The 21311-nt window shown below is 70.9% G+C and carries 25 protein-coding genes; 11 read left to right on the forward strand and 14 right to left on the reverse strand.

What is annotated here, in order from left to right; genetic code table 11:
* Window positions 1-145 precede the first annotated feature (145 nt).
* Genes qcrB through ctaE form a run of 4 tightly spaced genes read right to left on the reverse strand, consistent with a single transcriptional unit; the run spans window position 146 to window position 4351 of the window.
* Window positions 146-1756: a cytochrome bc1 complex cytochrome b subunit gene (qcrB, locus tag ACSNN8_RS36910; protein ID WP_436654807.1), complete on the reverse strand. Its 1611-nt coding sequence runs from the start codon at window positions 1754-1756 to the stop codon at window positions 146-148.
* Entirely contained in the window at window positions 1753-2859 is a 1107-nt protein-coding gene (gene qcrA, locus ACSNN8_RS36915) for a cytochrome bc1 complex Rieske iron-sulfur subunit (RefSeq protein ID WP_436654808.1), read from the reverse strand. The genes qcrB and qcrA overlap by 4 nt, the downstream gene beginning before the upstream one ends.
* The gene (gene qcrC, locus ACSNN8_RS36920) at window positions 2856-3701 is read right to left on the reverse strand and encodes a cytochrome bc1 complex diheme cytochrome c subunit (protein ID WP_436654809.1); all 846 of its coding nucleotides are present in this window, start codon (window positions 3699-3701) and stop codon (window positions 2856-2858) included. The genes qcrA and qcrC overlap by 4 nt, the downstream gene beginning before the upstream one ends.
* Before the next feature lie 50 nt (window positions 3702-3751).
* Entirely contained in the window at window positions 3752-4351 is a 600-nt protein-coding gene (gene ctaE / locus ACSNN8_RS36925) for an aa3-type cytochrome oxidase subunit III (protein WP_436654810.1), read from the reverse strand.
* A gap of 125 nt (window positions 4352-4476) precedes the next feature.
* Between ctaE and ACSNN8_RS36930 the strand changes: the two genes are divergently transcribed.
* The 4 genes from ACSNN8_RS36930 to ACSNN8_RS36945 all read left to right on the forward strand — a co-directional run bounded on the left by ACSNN8_RS36930 (window position 4477) and on the right by ACSNN8_RS36945 (window position 7427).
* Entirely contained in the window at window positions 4477-5442 is a 966-nt protein-coding gene (locus tag ACSNN8_RS36930) for a cytochrome c oxidase assembly protein (RefSeq protein WP_436655569.1), read from the forward strand.
* Between the two features lie 139 nt (window positions 5443-5581).
* Complete coding sequence (locus tag ACSNN8_RS36935; protein WP_436654811.1) at window positions 5582-6016, forward strand: hypothetical protein; 435 nt, start codon at window positions 5582-5584, stop codon at window positions 6014-6016.
* Window positions 6017-6051: 35 nt separating this feature from the next.
* Window positions 6052-7110, forward strand: a complete 1059-nt coding sequence (trpD, locus tag ACSNN8_RS36940) for an anthranilate phosphoribosyltransferase (protein ID WP_436654812.1) — start codon at window positions 6052-6054, stop codon at window positions 7108-7110.
* A 110-nt stretch (window positions 7111-7220) separates the two neighbouring features.
* On the forward strand, window positions 7221-7427 hold the full coding sequence (locus tag ACSNN8_RS36945; RefSeq protein ID WP_436654813.1) for a hypothetical protein: 207 nt from the start codon (window positions 7221-7223) through the stop codon (window positions 7425-7427).
* Window positions 7428-7479: 52 nt separating this feature from the next.
* On the opposite strand, the gene ACSNN8_RS36950 is transcribed toward ACSNN8_RS36945, so the two are convergent.
* The 3 genes from ACSNN8_RS36950 to ctaC form a co-directional block, all read right to left on the reverse strand.
* Window positions 7480-7944 (reverse strand): cytochrome c oxidase subunit 4, encoded by a 465-nt coding sequence (locus ACSNN8_RS36950; RefSeq protein ID WP_436654814.1) that lies wholly within the window; start codon window positions 7942-7944, stop codon window positions 7480-7482.
* A gap of 118 nt (window positions 7945-8062) precedes the next feature.
* Complete coding sequence (locus ACSNN8_RS36955; protein WP_436654815.1) at window positions 8063-8488, reverse strand: cytochrome c oxidase subunit 4; 426 nt, start codon at window positions 8486-8488, stop codon at window positions 8063-8065.
* 8 nt (window positions 8489-8496) lie between these two features.
* On the reverse strand, window positions 8497-9375 hold the full coding sequence (gene ctaC, locus ACSNN8_RS36960) for an aa3-type cytochrome oxidase subunit II (protein WP_436655571.1): 879 nt from the start codon (window positions 9373-9375) through the stop codon (window positions 8497-8499).
* A 249-nt stretch (window positions 9376-9624) separates the two neighbouring features.
* Here ctaC and ACSNN8_RS36965 point away from each other — a divergent pair, with 249 nt between their 5' ends.
* Both ACSNN8_RS36965 and ACSNN8_RS36970 read left to right on the forward strand, forming a co-directional pair.
* Window positions 9625-10758 (forward strand): cysteine desulfurase family protein, encoded by a 1134-nt coding sequence (locus ACSNN8_RS36965; protein WP_436654816.1) that lies wholly within the window; start codon window positions 9625-9627, stop codon window positions 10756-10758.
* Window positions 10755-10967, forward strand: a complete 213-nt coding sequence (locus tag ACSNN8_RS36970) for a sulfurtransferase TusA family protein (protein ID WP_436654817.1) — start codon at window positions 10755-10757, stop codon at window positions 10965-10967. Before ACSNN8_RS36965 ends, ACSNN8_RS36970 begins: the two co-directional genes overlap by 4 nt.
* On the opposite strand, the gene ACSNN8_RS36975 is transcribed toward ACSNN8_RS36970, so the two are convergent.
* The 4 genes from ACSNN8_RS36975 to ACSNN8_RS36990 all read right to left on the reverse strand — a co-directional run bounded on the left by ACSNN8_RS36975 (window position 10960) and on the right by ACSNN8_RS36990 (window position 14129).
* On the reverse strand, window positions 10960-11466 hold the full coding sequence (locus ACSNN8_RS36975) for an AAA family ATPase (RefSeq protein WP_436654818.1): 507 nt from the start codon (window positions 11464-11466) through the stop codon (window positions 10960-10962). The two genes, ACSNN8_RS36970 and ACSNN8_RS36975, sit on opposite strands and share 8 nt — an antisense overlap.
* 1 nt (window position 11467) lies before the next feature.
* Window positions 11468-12445, reverse strand: coding sequence for a carbohydrate kinase family protein (locus tag ACSNN8_RS36980; RefSeq protein WP_436654819.1), 978 nt, complete (start codon window positions 12443-12445; stop codon window positions 11468-11470).
* Between the two features lie 115 nt (window positions 12446-12560).
* Complete coding sequence (erpA, locus tag ACSNN8_RS36985) at window positions 12561-12929, reverse strand: iron-sulfur cluster insertion protein ErpA (RefSeq protein WP_436654820.1); 369 nt, start codon at window positions 12927-12929, stop codon at window positions 12561-12563.
* A gap of 96 nt (window positions 12930-13025) precedes the next feature.
* Window positions 13026-14129 carry a glycerate kinase family protein gene (locus ACSNN8_RS36990; RefSeq protein ID WP_436654821.1) on the reverse strand — a complete coding sequence of 368 codons (1104 nt, stop codon included), beginning with the start codon at window positions 14127-14129 and terminating at the stop codon, window positions 13026-13028.
* A gap of 68 nt (window positions 14130-14197) precedes the next feature.
* Here ACSNN8_RS36990 and nadA point away from each other — a divergent pair, with 68 nt between their 5' ends.
* The 4 genes from nadA to ACSNN8_RS37010 all read left to right on the forward strand — a co-directional run bounded on the left by nadA (window position 14198) and on the right by ACSNN8_RS37010 (window position 18425).
* Window positions 14198-15367: a quinolinate synthase NadA gene (gene nadA / locus ACSNN8_RS36995; protein WP_436654822.1), complete on the forward strand. Its 1170-nt coding sequence runs from the start codon at window positions 14198-14200 to the stop codon at window positions 15365-15367.
* Between the two features lie 193 nt (window positions 15368-15560).
* Window positions 15561-16916 carry a UDP-N-acetylglucosamine 1-carboxyvinyltransferase gene (gene murA, locus ACSNN8_RS37000; protein WP_436654823.1) on the forward strand — a complete coding sequence of 452 codons (1356 nt, stop codon included), beginning with the start codon at window positions 15561-15563 and terminating at the stop codon, window positions 16914-16916.
* Window positions 16917-16983: 67 nt separating this feature from the next.
* Window positions 16984-17610, forward strand: a complete 627-nt coding sequence (locus ACSNN8_RS37005) for a DUF3043 domain-containing protein (protein ID WP_436654824.1) — start codon at window positions 16984-16986, stop codon at window positions 17608-17610.
* A gap of 446 nt (window positions 17611-18056) precedes the next feature.
* Complete coding sequence (locus tag ACSNN8_RS37010) at window positions 18057-18425, forward strand: DUF4406 domain-containing protein (protein ID WP_436654825.1); 369 nt, start codon at window positions 18057-18059, stop codon at window positions 18423-18425.
* A gap of 10 nt (window positions 18426-18435) precedes the next feature.
* Here ACSNN8_RS37010 and ACSNN8_RS37015 read toward each other — a convergent pair whose 3' ends face one another.
* The gene (locus ACSNN8_RS37015; protein ID WP_436654826.1) at window positions 18436-18744 is read right to left on the reverse strand and encodes an AzlD domain-containing protein; all 309 of its coding nucleotides are present in this window, start codon (window positions 18742-18744) and stop codon (window positions 18436-18438) included.
* Window positions 18744-19427, reverse strand: coding sequence for an AzlC family ABC transporter permease (locus ACSNN8_RS37020; protein ID WP_436654827.1), 684 nt, complete (start codon window positions 19425-19427; stop codon window positions 18744-18746). The genes ACSNN8_RS37015 and ACSNN8_RS37020 overlap by 1 nt, the downstream gene beginning before the upstream one ends.
* 52 nt (window positions 19428-19479) lie before the next feature.
* Between ACSNN8_RS37020 and ACSNN8_RS37025 the strand changes: the two genes are divergently transcribed.
* Window positions 19480-20034 carry a helix-turn-helix domain-containing protein gene (locus ACSNN8_RS37025; protein WP_436654828.1) on the forward strand — a complete coding sequence of 185 codons (555 nt, stop codon included), beginning with the start codon at window positions 19480-19482 and terminating at the stop codon, window positions 20032-20034.
* Here the strand turns inward: ACSNN8_RS37025 and ACSNN8_RS37030 are convergent.
* Window positions 20031-21305, reverse strand: coding sequence for a glycoside hydrolase family 16 protein (locus ACSNN8_RS37030; protein ID WP_436654829.1), 1275 nt, complete (start codon window positions 21303-21305; stop codon window positions 20031-20033). The genes ACSNN8_RS37025 and ACSNN8_RS37030 overlap by 4 nt on opposite strands.
* Window positions 21306-21311 lie beyond the last annotated feature (6 nt).

Raw genomic sequence — 21311 nt, forward strand, 5'->3', positions numbered from 1 at the left:
GACGGTCGCGACCATGCTATCCGCAGCAGGCCGCCGCGCGCCGGGCCGGGCGATGGATCGGCTTCGAGATGCCCGCAAGGGGCAGCATGCGCGCACGAAGAAGGGGCCCGCCGAAGCGGGCCCCTCGTTCGTTGCTGTCCGACCGCTACTTGCGGCCGCTGGTGATCTCCTCGCGGGTGTCACCGCTGACCGGCGGCATGCCGGGCGAGACCGGGGCCTCGGACGGCTTCTCCACAGGGAAGAAGAAGCCCTTGACGGCGGGCGCCAGCGCGCCGACGCGGTTCATCTTCTTCGGGACGACCCAGCCGCCGTACTCCAGCGGGAGCGGGTGGCCGTGGTCGTCGACCGGGCCGAGCGGCTGGTGCACCTCGACGAACTGACCGTTGGGCAGGCGCCGGATGATGCCGGTCTCGACGCCGTGTGCCAGCACCTCGCGGTCGTGCTGCTGGAGACCCAGGCAGACGCGCACCGCGATGTAGTAGGCCAGCGGCGGCAGGACGATCAGGCCGAGGCGGCCCGCCCAGGTCATCGCGTTGAGGCTGATGTGGAACTTGTCGGCGATGACGTCGTTGGCGCCGGAGATCGTGGCGACCATCCAGAAGGTGAACGCCATGAAGCCGATGCCGACGCGCTCCGGGTTGTCGCGCGGACGCTCGAGCAGGTTGTGGATCCGCTTGTCGCCGGACTTCCGCGCCTCGAGCCACGGGTAGACCATCGGCAGCGTGAAGATCGCGCCGAGGCCGACCACGGCGGGCCAGAACAGCGGCGGGATGCTGTAGTCGAAGATGTAGATCTGCCAGTTCGGCATGAGCCGGACCAGTCCGTCCATGAACATGACGTACCAGTCGGGCTGCGAGGCCGAGGAGACCTCGGAGGCCCGGTAGGGGCCGAACAGCCAGACCGGGTTGATCTGGAACAGACCCGAGAGCAGCGCCACCGTGCCGAAGACGGCCATGAAGAAGCCGCCCTGCTTGAGCGCGTAGCGCGGGAACATGCGCTCGCCGACCACGTTGGTGTTCGTGCGCATCGGGCCGGGCCACTGGGTGTGCTTCTGCTTGAAGACCAGGCCCAGGTGGACGCTGATCAGCGCGAGCAGGCCGCCGGGGATCAGCAGCACGTGGGCGATGTAGAACCGGCCGATGATCAGGTGGCCGGGGAACTCGCCGCCGAAGACCGACGCGGACAGCCAGGTGCCCACCACCGGGATCGACAGCATGATCGCCGAGGCGATGCGCAGACCCGTGCCGGACAGGCCGTCGTCCGGGAGCGAGTAGCCGGTGAAGCCGGCGAAGAAGCCGAGCAGGAACAGGATGATGCCGATCACCCAGTTCGTCTCGCGCGGCTTGCGGTAGGCGCCGGTGAAGAAGACGCGCGCCATGTGCACGACGATCGACGCCATGAACAGCAGCGCCGCCCAGTGGTGCATCTGGCGCATGAACAGACCACCGCGCACCTCGAACGACAGGTGCAGCGAGGACGCGTACGCCTGGGACATCTCGGTGCCCCGCAGCGCCGGGTAGGCGCCCTGGTACGTCGTCTCCGTCATCGACGGGTCGTAGAACAGCGTCAGGAAGACACCGGTGAGAAGCAGGATGATGAACGAGAACAGCGCGATCTCGCCCAGCAGGAACGACCAGTGGTCAGGGAAAACCTTGTTGAGCAGCGCACGCAGAGGCGTGGACGCCTGGAACCGCTCGTCTACGCCCTTGGCGAAGGTGACCGGCGCCTGCTGGAGATCTACTTTCCGCCGTTTCACGGCCTCTCCCAGAAGTCAGGTCCGACAGTGTCCTTGAAGTCCGACGTTGCCACGAAGAACCCCTCGTCGTCCACACTCAGCGGCAACATGGGCAGTCGCCGGCTGGCCGGGCCGAAGATGGGCTGCGCGTTCCTGGTGATCAGGAACTGCGACTGGTGGCACGGGCAGAGCAGGCGGTTCGTCTGCTGCTCGTACAGGCTCGCCGGGCATCCGGCGTGCGTGCAGATCTTCGAGTACGCGACGTAGTCGCCCCACATCGATCCGCGGTTGCGGCGGTCGCCCTCCGCGTTGCGCCGGGTCTCCTCGGCGTCGTCGGAGCGCAGGTGGATCAGCAGCGTCGGCGAGTCGGCGTACTCGTTGGTCGTGCCGCCCTCGATGCCGGGGTAGACCGTCATCTGGCCGCCGGTGCTGACGTCCTCGGGACGGATCGGGGTGCCGTCGTCGCGCACGAGCCGCACCAGCTTGCCGCCGTTGTGCCCCGGGTTGAAGCCCGTGGTGAACATGATCGGCATGTCGTCCTTGTGCGGGTTCTCGATCAGACCGCCGATCAGCGGCGCCGCGGCGACCAGGCCGATCGGCGCCAGGCCGAACCCGATCGCGCCCTTGAGCAGCGGCCGGCGCTGGATGCCGCCGTTCAGCTCGTCGGCGACGAACATCATCGTCTGGCCGGTGATCTTCTGCTCGTCGGTCGGCGGCATGCCGTCGTGACGGGCCTGGATCGAGACCTCGTGCGGCAGCAGCTTCTTGGCCCAGGCGAGGATCGCGAAGCCGACGGCGAACAGCGAGATGCCCAGCGAGATGCCGAGCAGCGGCGTGTAGTAGTCGCCCAGCGTGTGGCCGAGCTGGAAGCGCCACGGCCACCAGATGTAGAAGCCGAGGAAGGCCAGGGCGGCCAGGCCGGCGAGGATGAACAGCAGGGCGATGTTGCGCACGACGCGCTTCTCCGCCTTGGAGTTCGTGCCCTGGAACTGCGACTCGTACGTGATGATCTCGATCTCGTCGCGGCGCAGGCCCTCCTTGACGACGTCGAAGCGGGTGAGCCTCGGGTCGTTGACGTCGACCGGCTCGGTAGCGCCGGTCTGGTCGTGGTGCAGCGTGGTCATGACTTCCCCGCAATCCACAGCGACGTGAACACCAGGAGCGTGATGCCGACGACGAAGATCGCGACACCCTCGGTCGACGGGCCGTAGCGACCCAGGTTGAACAGGCCGCCCGGGTCCTTGTCGTCCTGGAGCTGCAGCGTGATGTAGGTGATGATCTCGCGCTTCTCGTCGGGCGTGAGCTGGTTGTCACCGAACACCGGCATGTTCTGCGGGCCGGACAGCATCGCCGCGTAGATCGTCTCGGGCGCCGCGTCGTGCAGCGACGGGGCGTACTTGCCCGAGGAGAGCGCGCCGCCGCCACCGCCGAAGCCGTGGCACGAGGTGCAGTTGACCCGGAACAGCTCGCCGCCGCGGGCGACCGCCTCGGGGTTGTCGTCGAGGCTCTCGACGAGCTCGCCCGCGGGCAGCTGCGGGCCGCCACCCAGCTCCTGGATGTACTGGCCGAGCTGCTTGGTCTGGTTCTTGTCGAACTGCGGCTTCTTCTGCTCGGCCTGGGCCTCCTGGCGGGTCATCGGCATGCGGCCGGTGCCCACCTGGAACTCGACCGAGGCCGACCCGACGCCGATGAGGCTGGGGCCGCGGTCGGTCACACCCTCGCCGTTGCGCCCGTGACAGGTGATGCAGCTGTTGTCGTACAGCTGCTTGCCCTCTTGCGCCGTCGCGGAGAGCTGCTTCGGGGTGTCGGCGAAGGCCCCGGGAGCGAAGGCCGTGTAGACGCCGCCGGCCAGCGCGAGCGCGGCGAGCATCCGCGCGGCCGCACCGATCCGCCGACGCGCCCGGCTCGGCGCTCCGCGCCGCCGGGAAAACACCCGGAAGCGCCGGGCGGGCGTGTCAGAAGTCATGGGTTGTATCCCTCTGCGTTTTTGACCTGTTGCTCATGGACGGGCGGGCTCTACTGCAGCCAATAGATCATGGCGAACAGCGCGATCCACACGATGTCCACGAAGTGCCAGTAGTACGACACGACGATCGCCGAGGTGGCCTGCGCAGGCGTGAACCTACCCATCGTCGTACGGATCATGTAGACGATGAAGGCGATCAGGCCGCCGGTCACGTGCAGACCGTGGAAGCCGGTCGTCAGGTAGAACATCGAGCCGTACCCGTCGCCGTTGAGCTTGATGCCCTCGTGCACCAGGTTGCGGTACTCGTTCGCCTGTCCCAGCACGAAGATCAGGCCCATCACGAAGGTGATGGTGAACCAGCGCCGCAGCGCGAACACATCACCCTTTTCCGCCGCGAAGACGCCGAGCTGGCAGGTGACCGAGGAGAGCACCAGGATCACCGTGAACGTCGTCGCGTACGGCAGCTTCAGCTCGGGAGTGTGTTCCTCCCACATGCTGTAGTCCGCCGCGCGGATCGAGAAGTACATCGCGAACAACGCCGCGAAGAACATGAGCTCGCTGGAGAGCCACACGATCGTGCCGACGCTGACCATGTTCGGGCGCGTCAGGGAGTGGATCCTGCTCTTGTCGATGGCTGAGGCCGCTGTCACGAGGCTCATTATTGCCCCGCGATCAGCGCAACGTGCCGCGGGGGGTGGAATCCGGCACGTGTTGCAGCCCGGAATTCTCGGTCCGGACCGGATGGGCCTAGCCTCGAGTGGTGCAGCTAGCCGAAATGCCCCCGCTCGCCGCCGCGGGCGGGGATACTGTTCTTCCGCCGTTCAGCCCGGCGGCGATCTTCACCGAGATCCACCTGGGCAGCCTGGTCGCGCTGTTCCTGCTGGTCGCCGCGGCGCTGTACGGCTACGGCGTGCACCGGCTGCGCCGGCGGGGCGACCACTGGCCCGTGGGCCGCACGGTGGCCTTCGTCGTGGGTGGACTCGGCTCGATCGCGGCCGTGACCGTCACCGGCATCGAGGCGTACGACACCACGCTGATCTCGGTGCACATGGTGCAGCACATGGTGCTGTCCATGGTGGGCCCGATCTTCCTCGCGCTCGGTGCGCCGGTGACGCTCGCCCTGCGCACGCTGCCCGCCGCACCCCGCAAGACGCTGCTTGCCGTCGTGCACAGCTGGGTCGCGCGGGTGCTCACGTTCCCGCTGGTCGCGTTCGGCCTGTTCGTGGCGAACCCGTTCGTCCTGTACTTCACCGACCTCTACCGGCAGACGCTGCTGCACTCCTGGCTGCACGAGTTCGTGCACATCCACTTCATCGTCACCGGCTGCCTGTTCTTCTGGCCGCTGCTGGGCCTGGACCCGTTGCCCAACCGCTGGCCCTACCCGGCCCGCGCGCTGCTGATGGTGCTGTCGGTGCCGTTCCACACCGTGCTCGGGCTGACCATCATGCAGAGCAAGACGGTGCTGGCCGGCGACTACTACAACAGCCTGGGGCTGAGCTGGCTGGACCCCGCCCAGGACCAGGTCACCGCGGGCGGCATCCTGTGGGCCGGCGGCGAGATCGTCAGCGTCACGATGCTGGGCATCCTGGTGATGCAGTGGGTGCGCCAGTCCGAGCGGGAGGCCCGCCGCATCGACCGTGCGCTGGACCGGCAGGAGGCGGAGGAGCAGGCCCGCGATGCCGCCAAGATCACAAATGGGGCCCCCGCCGACACCCCCGCACCGGGGTCGGACAACGCGTAAAGGGGTCCGTTACGATCGGCGGGCACCTACGACGTGAACCGGGCCCGTCCTACCGCCCCGCCCACCGCCTCAATCGGACTAAAGGCACCCATCCTACCGCCCCGCCCACCGCCCCAAAACGGACTAAAGGCACACTCTTATGAGCGACGCACCGACCGAGTACACGGTCCTCCTCTACAGCGACGACGCCGCTGTGCGCGACCGGATCCGGCTGGCGATCGGCGTCCGGCCCGCCGCCGACCTCAAGGTCGAGTTCGCCGACGCCTCCACCTGGGAGGAGTGCCGGCTGCTGCTCGACAAGTACGAGATCGACCTGATGGTGCTCGACGGCGAGGCGTCCCCGGCCGGCGGCATCGGCATCGCCCGGCAGACCAAGGATGAGTACGCGACTCCCCCGCCCGTCTGCGTGGTGCTCGCCCGCCCCGCCGACCGCTGGCTGGCCGCCTACGCGCAGGTCGACCAGACGCTGATCGCGCCGCTCGACCCGGTCACCACCGGCCAGACCGTCGCCGCGATGCTGCGCGCCCGCCGCAACGGCGCCATCCCCCTGGGCACGCTCGGCAAGCTGGGCTGACCCTCCCCGACGACGAGACCCGCGGAGGTCGCGCCATGGGCGCACGCACCTGGCCGAACCTGACGAGCGCCCTGCTGCGCGGCGAGGAGCTCGGCACCGCCGACACCGCCTGGGCCATGGGCGAGATCATGACCGGCAACGCTTCGCCGGCCCAGATCGCGGGCTTCGCGGTCGCGCTGCGCGCCAAGGGCGAGACCCCCGCCGAGCTGGCCGGCCTGGTCGAGGCGATGCTGGCCAACGCGACGCTGGTCGAGCTGCCCGAACAGGTGCGCACCAGCGCGGTCGACGTGGTGGGCACCGGCGGCGACCGGGCCAACACGGTCAACATCTCCACGATGGCGGCGATCATCACGGCGGCCGCCGGTGTGACGGTCGTCAAGCACGGCAACCGGTCCGCCTCGTCGACCACCGGCACGGCCGACCTGCTCGAGCACTTCGGCATCCCGCTCGACCTGGGCCCCGCGGGCGTGGTGAGCACGGTGACCGGCGCCGGCATGGGCTTCTGCTTCGCCGCGCGCTACCACCCCGGCATGCGCCACGCCGCCGTCACGCGGCGCGAGCTGGGCGTGCCGACGTTCTTCAACGTGCTGGGCCCGCTGACCAACCCGGCCCGCCCCACCGCGGCCGCGGTCGGCTGCTTCGACGCCCGGATGGCCCCCGTGATGGCGGCCGTCTTCGCCCGCCGTGGCGACTCGGTGCTGGTGATGCGCGGCGAGGACGGCCTCGACGAGTTCACCACCGCCGCGCCCACCCGCCTCTGGCAGGCCAAGGACGGCGAGGTCACCGAGCACGTGATCGACGCGGTCGAGCTCGGGTTGCCGCGCAGCGAGCCGGCCGCCCTGCGCGGCGGGGACGCGGCCTTCAACGCCGACGTGGCGCACCGGACGTTCGCCGGCGAGCCCGGCCCGGTCCGCGACGCCGTCGTGGTCAACGTGGCGGCCGCCCTGGCCGCTCGGGAAGGCTTCCCCGGCGACCTGAGAGACACGCTGCGGGCCGGAATCGCCCGGGCCCAGGAGACGATCGACTCGGGGGCCGCGACGGCTCAGCTGGCCCGCTGGGTGGAGGCCGCGCAGAAGGCCAAGGCTGCCGAATAAGCTAAGTCACAGCGGACACGCCGCCGGTAATGCTCCCTGATGCCGGATTTACGTGGCAGCGTCGGAATCAGTTCCGGGTCAATCCACCTTCCGGCGAAGGAGAGCCACCCGTGTCCGAGCGCGAATCCCGCTGTGTCATCTGCGACGGCGACATGATGTTCGAAGTGCCGCCCAGCACCGACGGTCCGGTCGAGGAGCTGGTCTGCGCCCGCTGCGGCGCCGCCGAGGTCGTCGCCCCCGTCGTCGCCCACCTCTGGCTGACTCCGTCAGCGAACACCCGCCGCCGCATACCTCCCCAGCAACGCCGAGCGGCCTGACAAAGACAGAAGCCCCGCGTCCCATCGGGACGCGGGGCTTCTGCGAAAGCTCTTAATGCTCGGCGGGGTGGCGGGTGCCGGAGTAGTACTCGAAGAGCATGCCGCACGCGGTCAGGATGACCATGATCAGGCCGAGCGCCACCAGCCACCACATCCAGAACGTCAGGCCGAGGCCCGCCACCGCAGCCGACAGCGCGATGCCGAACGGCCAGTAGCTGCCCGGGCTGAAGAAGCCGATCTCGCCGGCGCCCTCGGCGATCTCGCCGTCCTCCCGGTCCTCCGGGCGCAGGTCGATGCGCCGGGCGACGAACCAGAAGAAGCCGCCGCACATCGAGCACAGCAGGCCGGACAGGATCAGCGCGGTCGTGCCGACCCACTCGACGTGGGTGCCGGTGCCGCGGGTGTAGAACCCGTAGACGATGGACGCTCCGAAGAGGAACGCGGCGACGCCGGCGAAGATCTTGTATTCGGTGCCCGCTGCGGCGCCGCCGAGGTCGTCGCCCCCGTCGTCGCCCACCTCTGGCTGACTCCGTCAGCGAACACCCGCCGCCGCATACCTCCCCAGCAACGCCGAGCGGCCTGACAAAGACAGAAGCCCCGCGTCCCATCGGGACGCGGGGCTTCTGCGAAAGCTCTTAATGCTCGGCGGGGTGGCGGGTGCCGGAGTAGTACTCGAAGAGCATGCCGCACGCGGTCAGGATGACCATGATCAGGCCGAGCGCCACCAGCCACCACATCCAGAACGTCAGGCCGAGGCCCGCCACCGCAGCCGACAGCGCGATGCCGAACGGCCAGTAGCTGCCCGGGCTGAAGAAGCCGATCTCGCCGGCGCCCTCGGCGATCTCGCCGTCCTCCCGGTCCTCCGGGCGCAGGTCGATGCGCCGGGCGACGAACCAGAAGAAGCCGCCGCACATCGAGCACAGCAGGCCGGACAGGATCAGCGCGGTCGTGCCGACCCACTCGACGTGGGTGCCGGTGCCGCGGGTGTAGAACCCGTAGACGATGGACGCTCCGAAGAGGAACGCGGCGACGCCGGCGAAGATCTTGTATTCGGTGCGCACTTGTTCCCCTACTTCCCGGCCGTCGCCGCAGCGCCCGCGCCCGAGGCGACCGCGCCGTTCTGGTTCCAGCTGTTCTTCTGGCGCCGCGTGTTGAACGGCTGGGTGGTCGTCGCGTACGCCTTGTCGCCGGTGAAGCCGATCGCCGCCATCGCCTGCTGCGTGGTCTGGCCGTTCTGCTTGGCCTGCAGGAACTGGTCGAACCGCTCGGGCGAGACCGCCACCAGCTCGAAGTTCATGAAGGCGTGGTAGGTGCCGCACAGCTCGGCGCAGCGGCCGACGTAGCGGCCCTCCTTGTCGAGGGTGATCTCGAAGGTGTTGCGCACGTCGCCGGGGAACACGTCCCGCTTGAAGAGGATCTCGGGCACCCAGAACGAGTGGATGACGTCGCGGCTGGTCTCCTCGAACCGGATCTTCTCACCGGTGGGGAGCACCAGGATCGGGATGACGTCCGACGAGCCGACGGTGGAGGCGACCGTGTTGGCCTCGGCGCCCATGCCGTCGCGGTAGTTGAACTGCCAGTTCCACTTGAACGCCACGACCTCGACGACCTGGTCGGGGTTCTTGGAGAGCTTGTCCACGTCGGTCTGCACGATCGCCGTGTAGTAGAAGAGCACCGCCACGATCAGCACCGGGGTGACCGTGTAGAGCACCTCCATCGGCATGTTGAACCGGGTCTGCACGGGCAGCTCGTCGCCGCGCTTGCGGTACCGGATGACACACCAGAAGATCAGGCCCCACACGAAGAAGCCGACGACGAGCGCGGCGATCACCGAGGCGATCCACAGGTCGTACATGCGGTGGGCCTGCAGCGTGATGCCCTTGCCCGGCCATCCGAAGTGGCCGAAGGTGTCGCCGAAGCCCTCCAGCGAACAACCCGAGAGCAGCATCAGCAACGCCGACCCGCTGAGACCGAGCCCGGCGATCCGGACTGCCGCTCGCGGCCGCGCGGCCGAACCCTTTGCGCTCACCTGCTTTTGCCTCCTTAGCAGCGCCGCCTACCGCCCGAAACGGACAGGAGTGGCCAGGCGTCACCGTCGGTCGCACACTACTCGACCAGGCCCTGTCACACCGTTCCGGGGTCGGATCTTCGGCCGTGCGCGTATACCCCTCAACAACCGGACGATACCGTTCCTGGCGTGGAATACACGGGCGATCCGGCATACCTGGACGCGGCGACCGCCGTTCCGCTGCATCCCGTGGCCCGCGAGGCGTTGCTGGCCGCGCTCGCCGACGGCTGGGCCGACCCGGCGCGCCTCTACTCCGCGGGCCGGCGGGCGCAACAACTGTCCGATGCGGCCCGCGCCGTCGTCGCCGAGGTTCTGGGCGTACGCCCCGACGAGGTGTCGTTCTGGCCCTCCGGCACGGCCGCCGCGCAGGCCGCCGTGCTCGGGGCGATGGCCGGGCGCGCCCGGCGGGGCGACACGCTGGTGCACTCGGCCATCGAGCACTCCGCGGTGCTGCACGCCGCCGCCCGAGGCAAGGCCGTAGAGGTGCAGGTCGACCGCCTGGGCCGGCTCGACCTGGACGCGTGGGAGCGGGCGGTCGCCGCGCCCGGTGCGGCCCTGGCCTCGCTGATCAGCGCGAGCCACGAGGTGGGCACGGTGCAGCCGGTGGCGGCCGCGGCGGAGTACTGCGGCGAGGCGGGCGTGCCGCTGTTCGTGGACGCCGCCCAGTCGGTGGGCCGGGTTCCGGTGCCGCCGGGCTGGTCGTTGCTGAGCGCGAGCGCGCACAAGTGGGGCGGCCCGCCGGGAGTCGGCGTGCTCGTGGTCCGCAAGGGGGTGCGCTGGATCTCCCCGTACCCGCAAGATGACGTATATCGCCCGCAGCTGCCGGGGAGCGCCGACCTGCCGGCGGTGGTCGCCGCGGCCGCGAGCCTGCGAGCCGTGGTGCAGGAGGCGCAGACCGAGGGCGTACGCCTGAGCGCGCTCGTCGACCGCATCCGCGAGCGGGTGCCGGCCACGGTGCCGGACGTCGAGGTGGTCGGCGACCCGGACCAGCGGCTGCCGCACCTGGTCACGTTCTCGTGCCTCTACGTCGACGGCGAGGCGCTGCTGCACGCGCTGGACCGGGCCGGTTTCGCGGTCTCCTCGGGCTCGTCGTGCACGGCGTCGACGCTGCGGCCCAGCCACGTGCTCGAGGCGATGGGCGTGCTCAGCCACGGCAACGTCCGGGTCTCGCTGCACCGGGGCACCACCGAGGCGGACGTCGAGCGGTTCCTGGCCGTGCTGCCGGGGATCGTGGCGGACCTGCGGCGGGAGGCGGGAATGTGATCGAGCTCGACTGCCGGGGCCAGAAGTGCCCGCTGCCGGTGATCAAGCTGGCGCAGACCATCGGCACGGTGGAGGTCGGCGACGTCGTACGGGTGCTCGCCGACGACCCGGCCGCGGCCAACGACATCCCGGCCTGGTGCCGCATGAAGCAGCAGGAGTTCCTGGGCTCCCCCGGCCGGGACGCGTACGAGGTGCGGCGGCTCAGCTGAGCTTGAGGTACTCGACGACCGGGCCGACCGGGTCCTTCGCCAGGCTCGTGTCGACGATCAGGCGCGCGCCCAGGTAGGGCTCGTACTCGGCCTGGCGCTCCAGCACCCGCACCCAGTCGGGCACGCCGTCGTGGTCGCGCGACGCGAAGCGCTTCTCGACCCGGCGGCGGTGCTCGGCGTCGTCGCCGCAGACGACCTCGACGACCCGCAGCGGCACGCCGGCACGCTCGGCCACGTCGACCCAGAGCCGGCGGGCCGCCCGCACCGGGCTCACCGCGTCGATGATCACGTGGTGGCCGATGCCGAGCTGGTCCTCGGCGAGCGCGGCCACCGCCCCGTACGCGGCGAAACCCGGCCTCGGCTCGGACACCTCGTAGCGCCGCAGCGCGAAGTCGACCGTGTCGACCGCCAGCACGCACGCGGGCAGCTCGGTGGCCACCCGCGCGGCGAGCGTGCTCTTCCCCACGCCGGGCAGCCCGGCGAAGACGGCGAGGACCACGTCAGGCGGGCAGGAACGGCTTGATGTCGGCGGCGGCCTCCTCGCCGTACGAGTCGGCGAAGCGCTTGGCGAAGTCCTCGGCGCGCACGTCGTACTCCTGCGGGCCGACCGACTCGAGCACGAGCGCGGCCACCAGCGAGCCGACCTGGGCGGCCCGCTCGAGGCCGAGCCCCCAGGACACGGCCGAGAAGAAGCCGGCCCGGAAGCCGTCGCCGACGCCGGTCGGGTCCTCGGCGAGCACGTCGCGGGCCACCGGCACGTGGATGCGCTCGATGCCGCGTCCGGTGATCTCGACACCGTCCCGGCCGAGCGTGGTGACCCGGATCTGCACCTGCTCGAGCACCTGCTCGGAGGTGAGCCCGGCCTTGGTCTCCAGCAGCGAGCGCTCGTACTCGTTGGTCAGCAGGTACTCCGCGCCGCTGATCAGCGTGAGCACGTCGCTGCCGTCCATGCGGGCGAGCTGCTGCGACGGGTCGGCCGCGAACTTGTAGCCGCGCGCCCGGCACTCCTGCGAGTGGCGGATCATGGCGGCCGGGTCGTTCGCGCTGATCAGCACGAGGTCGAGGCCGCCGGCGCGCCGGTCGACCGGGGCGAGCTCGATGTTGCGGGCCTCGGACATCGCCCCGGCGTAGAACGAGGCGATCTGGTTGAGGTCGTCGTCGGTGGTGCAGACGAAGCGGGCAGTGTGCGCGACCTCGCTGACGTGCACCGAGTCGCAGTCGACGCCGTGCCGCTCGAGCCAGGACCGGTAGTCGGCGAAGTCGGCGCCGACCGCGCCCACCAGGATCGGGCGCAGGCCCAGCTTGCCCATCCCGAACGAGATGTTGCTGGCCACTCCGCCGCGCCGGACCACCAGGTCGTCGACCAGGAACGAGAGCGAGACCTTGTGCAGCTGGTCCGCGATGAGCTGGTCGGCGAACCGCCCCGGGAAGTGCATCAGGTGGTCGGTGGCGATCGAGCCGGTCACGGCGATCTTCATGAGGCCCTCAGGGTTCTAGGAAAGCAGGGGGGCTTACGTACGCAGCCTACCGGCACATGAAGAAAAGCAGGCCGCCCCGTGAACGGAGCGACCTGCTTTGCGTATTGCCCGGGACTCAGTGGAACGAGTCGCCGCAGGCGCAGGAGTTCTGCGCGTTCGGGTTGTCGATCGTGAAGCCCTGCGCGTCGATCCGGTCGGCGAAGTCGATCGTGGCGCCGGCCAGGTAGGGGGACGACATGCGGTCGACGACGACCTCGACACCGCCGAAGTCCGCCACGACGTCGCCGTCGAGCGAGCGCTCGTCGAAGAAGAGCTGGTAGCGCAGGCCGGAGCAGCCACCGGGCTGAACGGCGATACGCAGGCGCAGGTCGTCGCGGCCTTCCTGCTCGATCAGGGCCTTGACCTTCACGGCGGCGACGTCGGTCAGGATGACGCCGGTCGGGGCGGTCGTTCCGGCCGACTCGGTGTGCGCTTCAGTGGTCACTGGGTATCTCCCTGCAGGTGCGGACAATCTGCCGTACTGGCCAACGCTAGCCCCATTCCCCATGATTCCCAATCGGGGTGGCCCAGTTCACCTTCGTCACCGGCTCCACTGCTCGCTGAGGCGTGCGGCCAGCTCACGCAGCCCGCGGGCGGGCTCGGCCAGGGCGATCTCGGTGCTGCCGAAGTGCTCGGTCAGGGAGTACGTCTCGGTGACGCCCGCGGCGGCGGCCTCGCGGTAGCCGGTCTCGTTGCGGCCCGCCAGCACGACGCAGGGCAGACCGCGGTCGCGGGCGGCGCCGGCGATGCCCGCCACGACCTTGCCGCGCAGCGACTGGTGGTCGAAGGAGCCCTCCCCGGTGATCACCAGATCGGCCGCGTCCAGCTCCCGCTCCAGGCCGATCGCCGAGCTGACCAGGCCGATCCCCGACACCACGCGGCCGCCCAGCGCGATCAGCGCCGCGCCGATGCCGCCCGCCGCTCCCCCGCCCGGCGCGCGCTGCAGGTCCTCGACGCCGAACGCCTTCTCGAGCACGCCCGCGAACTGCTCGAGGGCGGCGTCGAGACGGAGGACGTCCTCGCGGCCGGCACCCTTCTGCGGGCCGAAGACGCTGCTGGCGCCGTGCAGGCCGGTGAGCGGGTTGTCGACGTCGGTCGCGGCGATCAGGCTCACCTGGCGCAGCCGGGGCTCTCCCCCGAGCGCGGCGGCCGCGTCGAGGTAGGCGCCGCCGTACGGCAGGGCGTACCCGGCGACGTCGACCGGCGGGGCGCCGAGCGCGGCCAGCATGCCCGCGCCGGCGTCGTTGACCGCGGAGCCGCCCAGCCCGATGACGACCTCGGCCGCGCCGGCCTCGACCGCCGCCGTGAGCAGCAGCCCCAGCCCGTACGAGGTGGCGCTGCCGGGATCGCGCTCCTCGGGGGTGAGCAGGTGCAGGCCGCAGGCGTGCGCGCTCTCGACGTACGCCGTCGTGCCGTCCAGCAGGATCTCGCCGTCGACCGGCCGGCCGAGCGGGTCGACCGTCGGCACCGGGATGCGCCGGCCGCCCAGCGCCCCGGCGAGCACCTCGATGAAGCCGGGCCCGCCGTCGGAGAGCGGCCGCTGGATCAGCTCGTCGGGACGCCCCCAGCCGGCCACGACCGCCTCGGCGACCTCGGGGGCGGACAGCGTGCCGGCGAACTTGTCCGGACAGATCAATACGCGCACGCGTAGAGTGTGGCACCCCACTGTTCGCGGCAGGGATTCTCGTCGCCGGGCTGTGCGACGATGCATTCGTGACGTCGACCTGGACCGAACCCTCGAACACCGCCACCGCGCTGCTCCTGCTCGGCCGGGGCAGCGATCCTGCCTCCGAGCGTGGCGTGGACTGCCCCGGCGACCTGCCCGCCGTCAGCGACCCCGACCTGGTGGCCCGGGCGACCGCGGCCAAGGCCGCGCTCGGCGACCGCGTCTTCGTGCTGGGCCACCACTACCAGCGCGACGAGGTCATCCAGTTCGCCGACGTCACCGGCGACTCGTTCAAGCTCGCCCAGCAGGCCGCGGCCCGCCCCGACGCGGAGTTCATCGTGTTCTGCGGCGTGCACTTCATGGCCGAGAGCGCCGACATCCTGACCACGCCCGACCAGCGCGTGATCCTGCCCGACCTGGCGGCCGGCTGCTCGATGGCCGACATGGCCGTGCTCGGCCAGGTGCAGACCGCGTGGGAGCACTTCGAGGACCTGGGCATCGCCGGCGACGTCGTCCCGGTGACGTACATGAACTCCTCCGCCGACATCAAGGGCTTCGTCGGCGGCAACAAGGGCGTGGTGTGCACGTCGTCCAATGCCAAGCGCGCGCTGACCTGGGCGTTCGAGCAGGGCAGCAAGGTGTTCTTCCTGCCCGATCAGCACCTGGGCCGCAACACCGCGGTGCTCGAGATGGGCTTCGACCTCGACGACTGCGTGCTCTACGACCCGCACAAGCCGCAGGGCGGCCTGACCGACCAGCAGCTGCGCGACGCCCGCATGATCCTGTGGCGGGGGCACTGCTCGGTGCACGGCCGGTTCACCATCGACAGCGTGCGCGAGGTACGCGAGCGGGTGCCCGGGGTGAACGTGCTGGTGCACCCCGAGTGCCGGCACGAGGTCGTCCGCGCGGCCGACTACGTGGGCTCCACCGAATACATCATCAAGGCGCTCGACGCGGCCCCGGCCGGCTCGGCCTGGGCGGTCGGCACGGAGCTCAACCTCGTACGCCGTCTGGCTCTCGCCCACCCCGACAAGCAGATCATGTTCCTCGACCGGACGGTCTGCTACTGCTCCACGATGAACCGCATCGACCTGCCCCACCTGGTGTGGGCGCTGGAGGAGCTGGTCGCCGGCCGGGTGCCCAACGTGATCACGGTCGACGACGAGACGGCGCACAACGCGCGGGTCGCCCTCGACCAGATGCTCGCGCTGCCGTAACCGACGGTAGTCAGCAAGATCCGTTCTGCGGGGCTTTATCTTTCTACCGTCTTAACTGTCGGGCCTTGGGCGTTGTGTGACTGGCGTCCTTGTCACTCAGCGCTATGCTTCCCCGGTTGCGAGAACGGGTACCCCCGCCCGGCTTGCCCCCTCGATCATCTCGGGCGTCGACGCCCGCCGGCTGGAGGTTACGTTGACCGACGACGTCTTGGTCGTGCACGGCGGAACGCCGTTGCAGGGCCAGATCCGGGTCCGTGGCGCCAAGAACCTGGTTTCCAAGGCCATGGTGGCCGCCCTGCTGGGCGAGTCGCCGAGCCACCTGTACGACGTTCCGGCCATCCGCGACGTGGAAGTGGTCCGCGGCCTGCTGGAGCTGCACGGCGTCAAGGTCAGCGACGGCGCCGACGACGGCGAGCTGGTGATGGACCCCACCAACGTGGAGAGCGCCAGCACCGACGAGATCAACGTGCACGCCGGCTCGAGCCGCATCCCGATCCTGTTCTGCGGCCCGCTGCTGCACCGCCTCGGGCACGCGTTCATCCCGGACCTCGGCGGCTGCCACATCGGCCCGCGCCCGATCGACTTCCACATCCAGGCGCTGCGCGAGTTCGGCGCGGTCGTCGACAAGACACCCGAGGGCATGCACCTGAGCGCGCCGCACGGCCTCAAGGGCGCCAAGCTGGAGCTGCCGTACCCGAGTGTGGGCGCCACCGAGCAGGTGCTGCTCACCGCCGTACGCGCCGAGGGCACCACCGAGCTGCGCAACGCGGCCATCGAGCCCGAGATCATCGACCTGATCTGCGTCCTGCAGAAGATGGGCGCGATCATCACGGTGCACACCGACCGGGTCATCGAGATCCAGGGCGTGCCGCGCCTGCACGGCTACCAGCACAAGCCGATCCCCGACCGGATCGAGGCCGCCAGCTGGGCCGCGGCCGCGCTCGCCACCAAGGGCGAGATCGAGGTGCTCGGCGCCCGCCAGGCCGACATGATGACGTTCCTCAACGTGTTCCGCTCGATCGGCGGCGAGTTCCGGATCACCGACGACCGGGTGGCCCGCGACGGCGTGACCGGGGTCGAGGGCGGCATCAAGTTCTGGCACCCCGGCCACGAGCTGCAGGCGGTCGCGCTCGAGACCGACGTGCACCCCGGCTTCATGACCGACTGGCAGCAGCCGCTCGTGGTCGCGCTCACCCAGGCCCGCGGCCTGTCGATCATGCACGAGACCGTGTACGAGCAGCGGCTGGGCTACACCGACGCGCTCAACCAGATGGGCGCCACCATCCAGGTCTACCGCGACTGCCTGGGCGGCACCCCGTGCCGGTTCGGCCGCCGCAACTTCAAGCACTCCGCGGTGATCGCCGGCCCGTCCAAGCTGCACGCGGCCGACCTGGTCATCCCCGACCTGCGGGCCGGTTTCGCGCACCTGATCGCGGCGCTGGCCGCCGAGGGCACCTCCCGGGTGTACGGCGTCGACCTGATCAACCGCGGCTACGAGGACTTCGAGGGCAAGCTGGCCGCGCTCGGCGCCCACGTCGAGCGCCGGTAAGCCTCGTTTTCGGCACTATCAGCGGCGCGGTGTGAAACACACCGCGCCGCTTGGCTACTCTCCTACCGTGCCCTCGCTCTTTCGCCGCAAGCAGTCCGACGCCGCCACTCCCGAGGTCGTCCAGGAGGAGGTGACGTCGACCGCGCCGCGCCCGAAGGGATACACGCCCAGCAAGAAGGAGCTCGGGCAGGTCACGCCCAAGCGCGTGACCACCGGCCGCCGCGTCGGCGCGGAGGCCGCCGCCCCCGCGAACCGCCGCGAGCAGGTCAAGCAGATGCGCGAGCGCCAGCGCGCCGAGCGGGCCGAGGCCACCGCCGGCATGAAGGCCGGCGACGAGCGCTACCTGCTGGCCCGCGACCGCGGCCCCGAGCGCGCCCTGGTCCGCGACATCGTCGACGCCCGCCGCACCGTCGGCACGTACTTCTTCGGCGGCGCGCTGATCGTCCTGATCGGCACCACGGTGCAGATCCCGGCCGTGCAGCTGGCCAGCAACCTGCTCTGGCTGCTGCTGGCCGTCGGCGTCATCATCGACAGCGTCCTCATCGCCCGCCGCGTGAAGTCGCTGGTGAAGGCCCGCTTCCCCAAGACCACGCAGCGGCTGGGCTCGCTCCAGATCTACGGCGTGATGCGTGGCCTGACCTTCCGCCGCATGCGGGTCCCGAAGCCGCGGGTCGAGCTCGGCCAGGCCGTCTAGGCCCCCTGCCTCTTCGTTCCGCCGGCCGGCCGCTCCGGCGCAGGCTCCGTGGCGCGCTGAGCCGCGCCTGGCACCCCCTCCCACCGGCGCGCCACCGAACACCCGCTCCAACCGGCGCGCCGCGGCACCGCATGCCTGCTCCCCTGAGCAGCACCGCGCGAGTCTCCTCCCCTGAGCGGACGCCGCGCGCTTCCGCCGCCATGAGCAGCAACCGGCGCGGCACCGTACCCGGCGCGCGATCGTGCCGACCGCCTCACCTGGCGCAACGCGGCCTCCGCAACCCCGGCCCGGGCCCCGCCGGTGCCTCTTCCAAGAAGCGCCGAGCGGCACAGCTTGCCCCATTCGTCGATCTTCACCTCTCAAACTTGCAAGAACGCGTACCCACGACTACGTGTTCATGCGCACTTCTGTCGACTATTGCGTGTTGTTCGACTACCGTGGCGGGCATGACGACGACATCGAAGCTGATCCTCATCGCCGGGCCGTACCGTTCGGGAACGGGTGACGACCCCGGGCTTCTGGCCGCCAACCTGGCCCGGCTCGAGGAGGCGGCCTGGCCGATCTTCCAGCTCGGGCACGTGCCGATGATCGGCGAGTGGGTGGCACTGCCGGTGCTGCGCGGCGGGGGCGCGACAAGCGTGGCGGACCCGCTCGCGAAGGAGGTGCTCTACCCGACGGCCGAGCGCCTGCTCCAGCACTGCGACGCGGTCCTGCGCCTGCCCGGGGAGTCGACCGGCGCGGACCAGGACGTGGCAATCGCGCAGGAACGTGGATTGCCGGTGTACTACCGGGTCGAGGACATCCCGGCGGCGTGATCGGCGGGGATCACTCGATCCCGGCGAGGCGCAGCAGGGCGGCCGTGGCGGCGGCCGCCACGACGACGACCACGAAGGGCGCGCGGCGCCAGGCCAGCAGCGCGCCCACGGCGACCCCGGCGGGGCGGGCCACGCCGGCGAAGCTGCTGCCGGCCATGACGGTGGCGGTGCCGGCCAGGGCGGCCAGCAGAGCGGCCGCGGCCATCGGCAGCAGGCGCTGGAGGGTGGCGGAGAGTTCGAGCCGTTCGCGCAGCAGCACGCCACCCAGGCGCATCGTGTAGGTGCCCAGCCCGAGCACGACGATCGCGGCGATCAGCATCACGGCTCCCGGCGGGTGGAGGGAAAACGGATCAGGGTGAGCAGGCCCAGCAGGGCGCACAGGACGGGCAGGCCGGCGGGCAGCACGGGGGTCAGCGCGATGGCGATGGCGGCGCCGGTGAGGGCGGCTGTGCGGGTGGCTCGGTCGCGCAGTGAGGGCAGGATGAGGGCGATCAGACCGGCGGGGAAGGCGGCGTCGAGGCCGAGCGACTCGTAGTCGCCGACGGCGCCGCCGAGCAGGACGCCCAGCAGCGTGCCGAGATTCCACGAGGTGAACAGCGTGATGCCGATCAGCCAGTACGTGCGGCGGCGGCGGGCGGGGTCCTTCTGGGCCAGGGTGAACGCCACGACCTCGTCGGTCATCAGGTGGCTGCCGGCCACGCGGCGCCAGCCGGGGCCGATCGCGTCGCCGACGGCGAGGCCGAACGGCACGTGGCGGGTGTTGAGCAGCAGGCCGGCGAGCACCGCGGCGATCGGGTTGCCGGCGGCGATCAGGCCGATGGCGAGGAACTGCGCTCCGCCGGCGAACACGACGGTCGACATGAGGAACGGCACCCAGGTCGGCAGCCCGTACGCGATGGCGATGGCGCCGAACGACGCGCCGACTGCCACCATGGCCGCGGCGATCGCGCCCGCGTCGCGCAGCTGAGCCCGGTCGGCATGCGTTCGCCAGATCGTACGCATAGTTTGAAATAATGAACGATGTCCACGGGGTTCGTCAAAGGAAGGAGCGACCATGCAGCAGCCGGCGCCTCCGCTGGCCACGATCGCCGCGGCCCTGCGCCGGGAGCGCGAGCGGGCCGGCATCTCGCTGGCCGAGCTCGCCCGGCGCGCCGGACTGGCCAAGTCGACGCTCTCCCAGCTCGAGGCGGGCACCGGCAACCCGAGCATCGAGACGCTCTGGTCGCTGGGGGTGGCGCTGGGCGTGCCGTTCAGCAGGCTGGTCGAGCCGCCCGAGACCCAGGTGCGGGTGATCCGCGCCGGCGAGGGACCGCGGCTGCGGGCCGACGGGGCCGACTTCGTCGCGACGCTGCTGGCGGCCGGGTCCGCGCACACCCGCCGGGACATCTACGTGATGGAGCTCGAGCCGGGGCAGGCCCGCGACGCGGCCGCGCACAACTCCGGCAGCGTCGAGCACATCGTGGTCGGCGGCGGCCGCATCAAGGCCGGGCCCGCGGGCGAGGAGGTCGAGCTGGGCCCGGGCGACTACGTGAGCTTCCCGGGCGACGTCGCCCACCACTACGAGGCGCTCGAACCGTCCTGGGCCGTGCTGGTCATGGAGCACCGCTAGAACGGGACGCCGCCCCTCCAGATCGACACGGGGCTCACGGTCATGGTGCGCGGGAAGGTCGTCGCCGAGCTGTCCACGGTCCCGTCGACAGCCACGTTGACGATCAGGAACTGCGGCTTCGCGAACGGCCAGGTGCGGCCCGAGGCGATCGCGTCGGAGGCCCACAGGGTCATGGTGGGCCTGCGGTCGACGTAGAAGCGGACCGTACGGGAGTCGAAGTACACGCCGAAGAGGTGGCTCCCGGCGTCCAGCGAGGCGCCCAGGTCGGACGCGGCGCCCGCCTCGCCCCAGCCGTACTGCCGATCGACCGACGGCTTCCCGGCGAGCGCCATGTGCACCGCGGACTGCGCGAGCGTGGGGCGGGCGCCCGTACCCTCGAAGATGTCCAGCTCACCGCACGCGGGCCAGCCCACCGTGGGCTGGTTGGCGCCCATTGTCCAGAACGCCGGCCAGACACCCGCGCCGACCGGGGCCGTGATCGCGGCCTCGACGTACGAGCCGGGGGCCACCGCGACCTTGCCGAGCGTGTCGAGCCGCGCGCTGGTGAAGCCGTCCGCCGCCCGCTCGGTCGTGATCGTCAGGGTGCCACGCTCGTCCACCCGGGCGCTGGACGGCTGGTAGGTCTGCAGCTCGACGTTGCCCCAGACGCCGTAGCCGGTGCGGGCGGTCCAGGCGTCCGGGCCGAAGCCGACGACCTGCGCCCTGCCGCGGACGGTGACCGGGGCGTACGCGGTGGCCGGCTGCACGCTGACGCCGGTGACCTGCACGTCGAAGGAGCCGCTCGCGGGCAGCGAAAGGTAGAAGGCGGTGTCCGCGGTCCCCGTCGCGGTCGCCACGAACGTGCGGGTGACCTGCTGCCAGCCGGCGCCGGCCGGGGTGACGTACTCGGCGGTCGCGGTCGGCCGGTTGCGGTACCAGCCGTCCGCGAGCAGGATCCCGTACCGCCGGCCGGCCCCGCCCGGATCACGCAGCCACGCCGTCATCCGATAGGTCCGGCCCACGACGAAGGTCGTTCTCAGACCCACCAGGGCGTACGCCCACCGGCCGTCGCCGCCGTCCCGGCTCAGCTCGACGCCCGTCGTCGCACCGGCGCCCCGCAGCCCGGCCACCCGCTTGAGCGCCACCGTGCCGGACTCCGACTGCGCCCGCCAACCGCCGAGGTCCGTACGCGCCGAGGGGTTGACGACCAGCTCGGGGCTCGCGGCGGAGGCGGGCGCCGGCAGGCCGAGGAGCACCGCCACCGACAGCACGGCGGCCAGGAGAGGCTTCACGGTGGC

Origin of the sequence: Actinoplanes sp. URMC 104 (assembly GCF_051386375.1) — a bacterium.
In the GTDB taxonomy this organism is placed as follows: Bacteria; Actinomycetota; Actinomycetes; order Mycobacteriales; family Micromonosporaceae; genus Actinoplanes.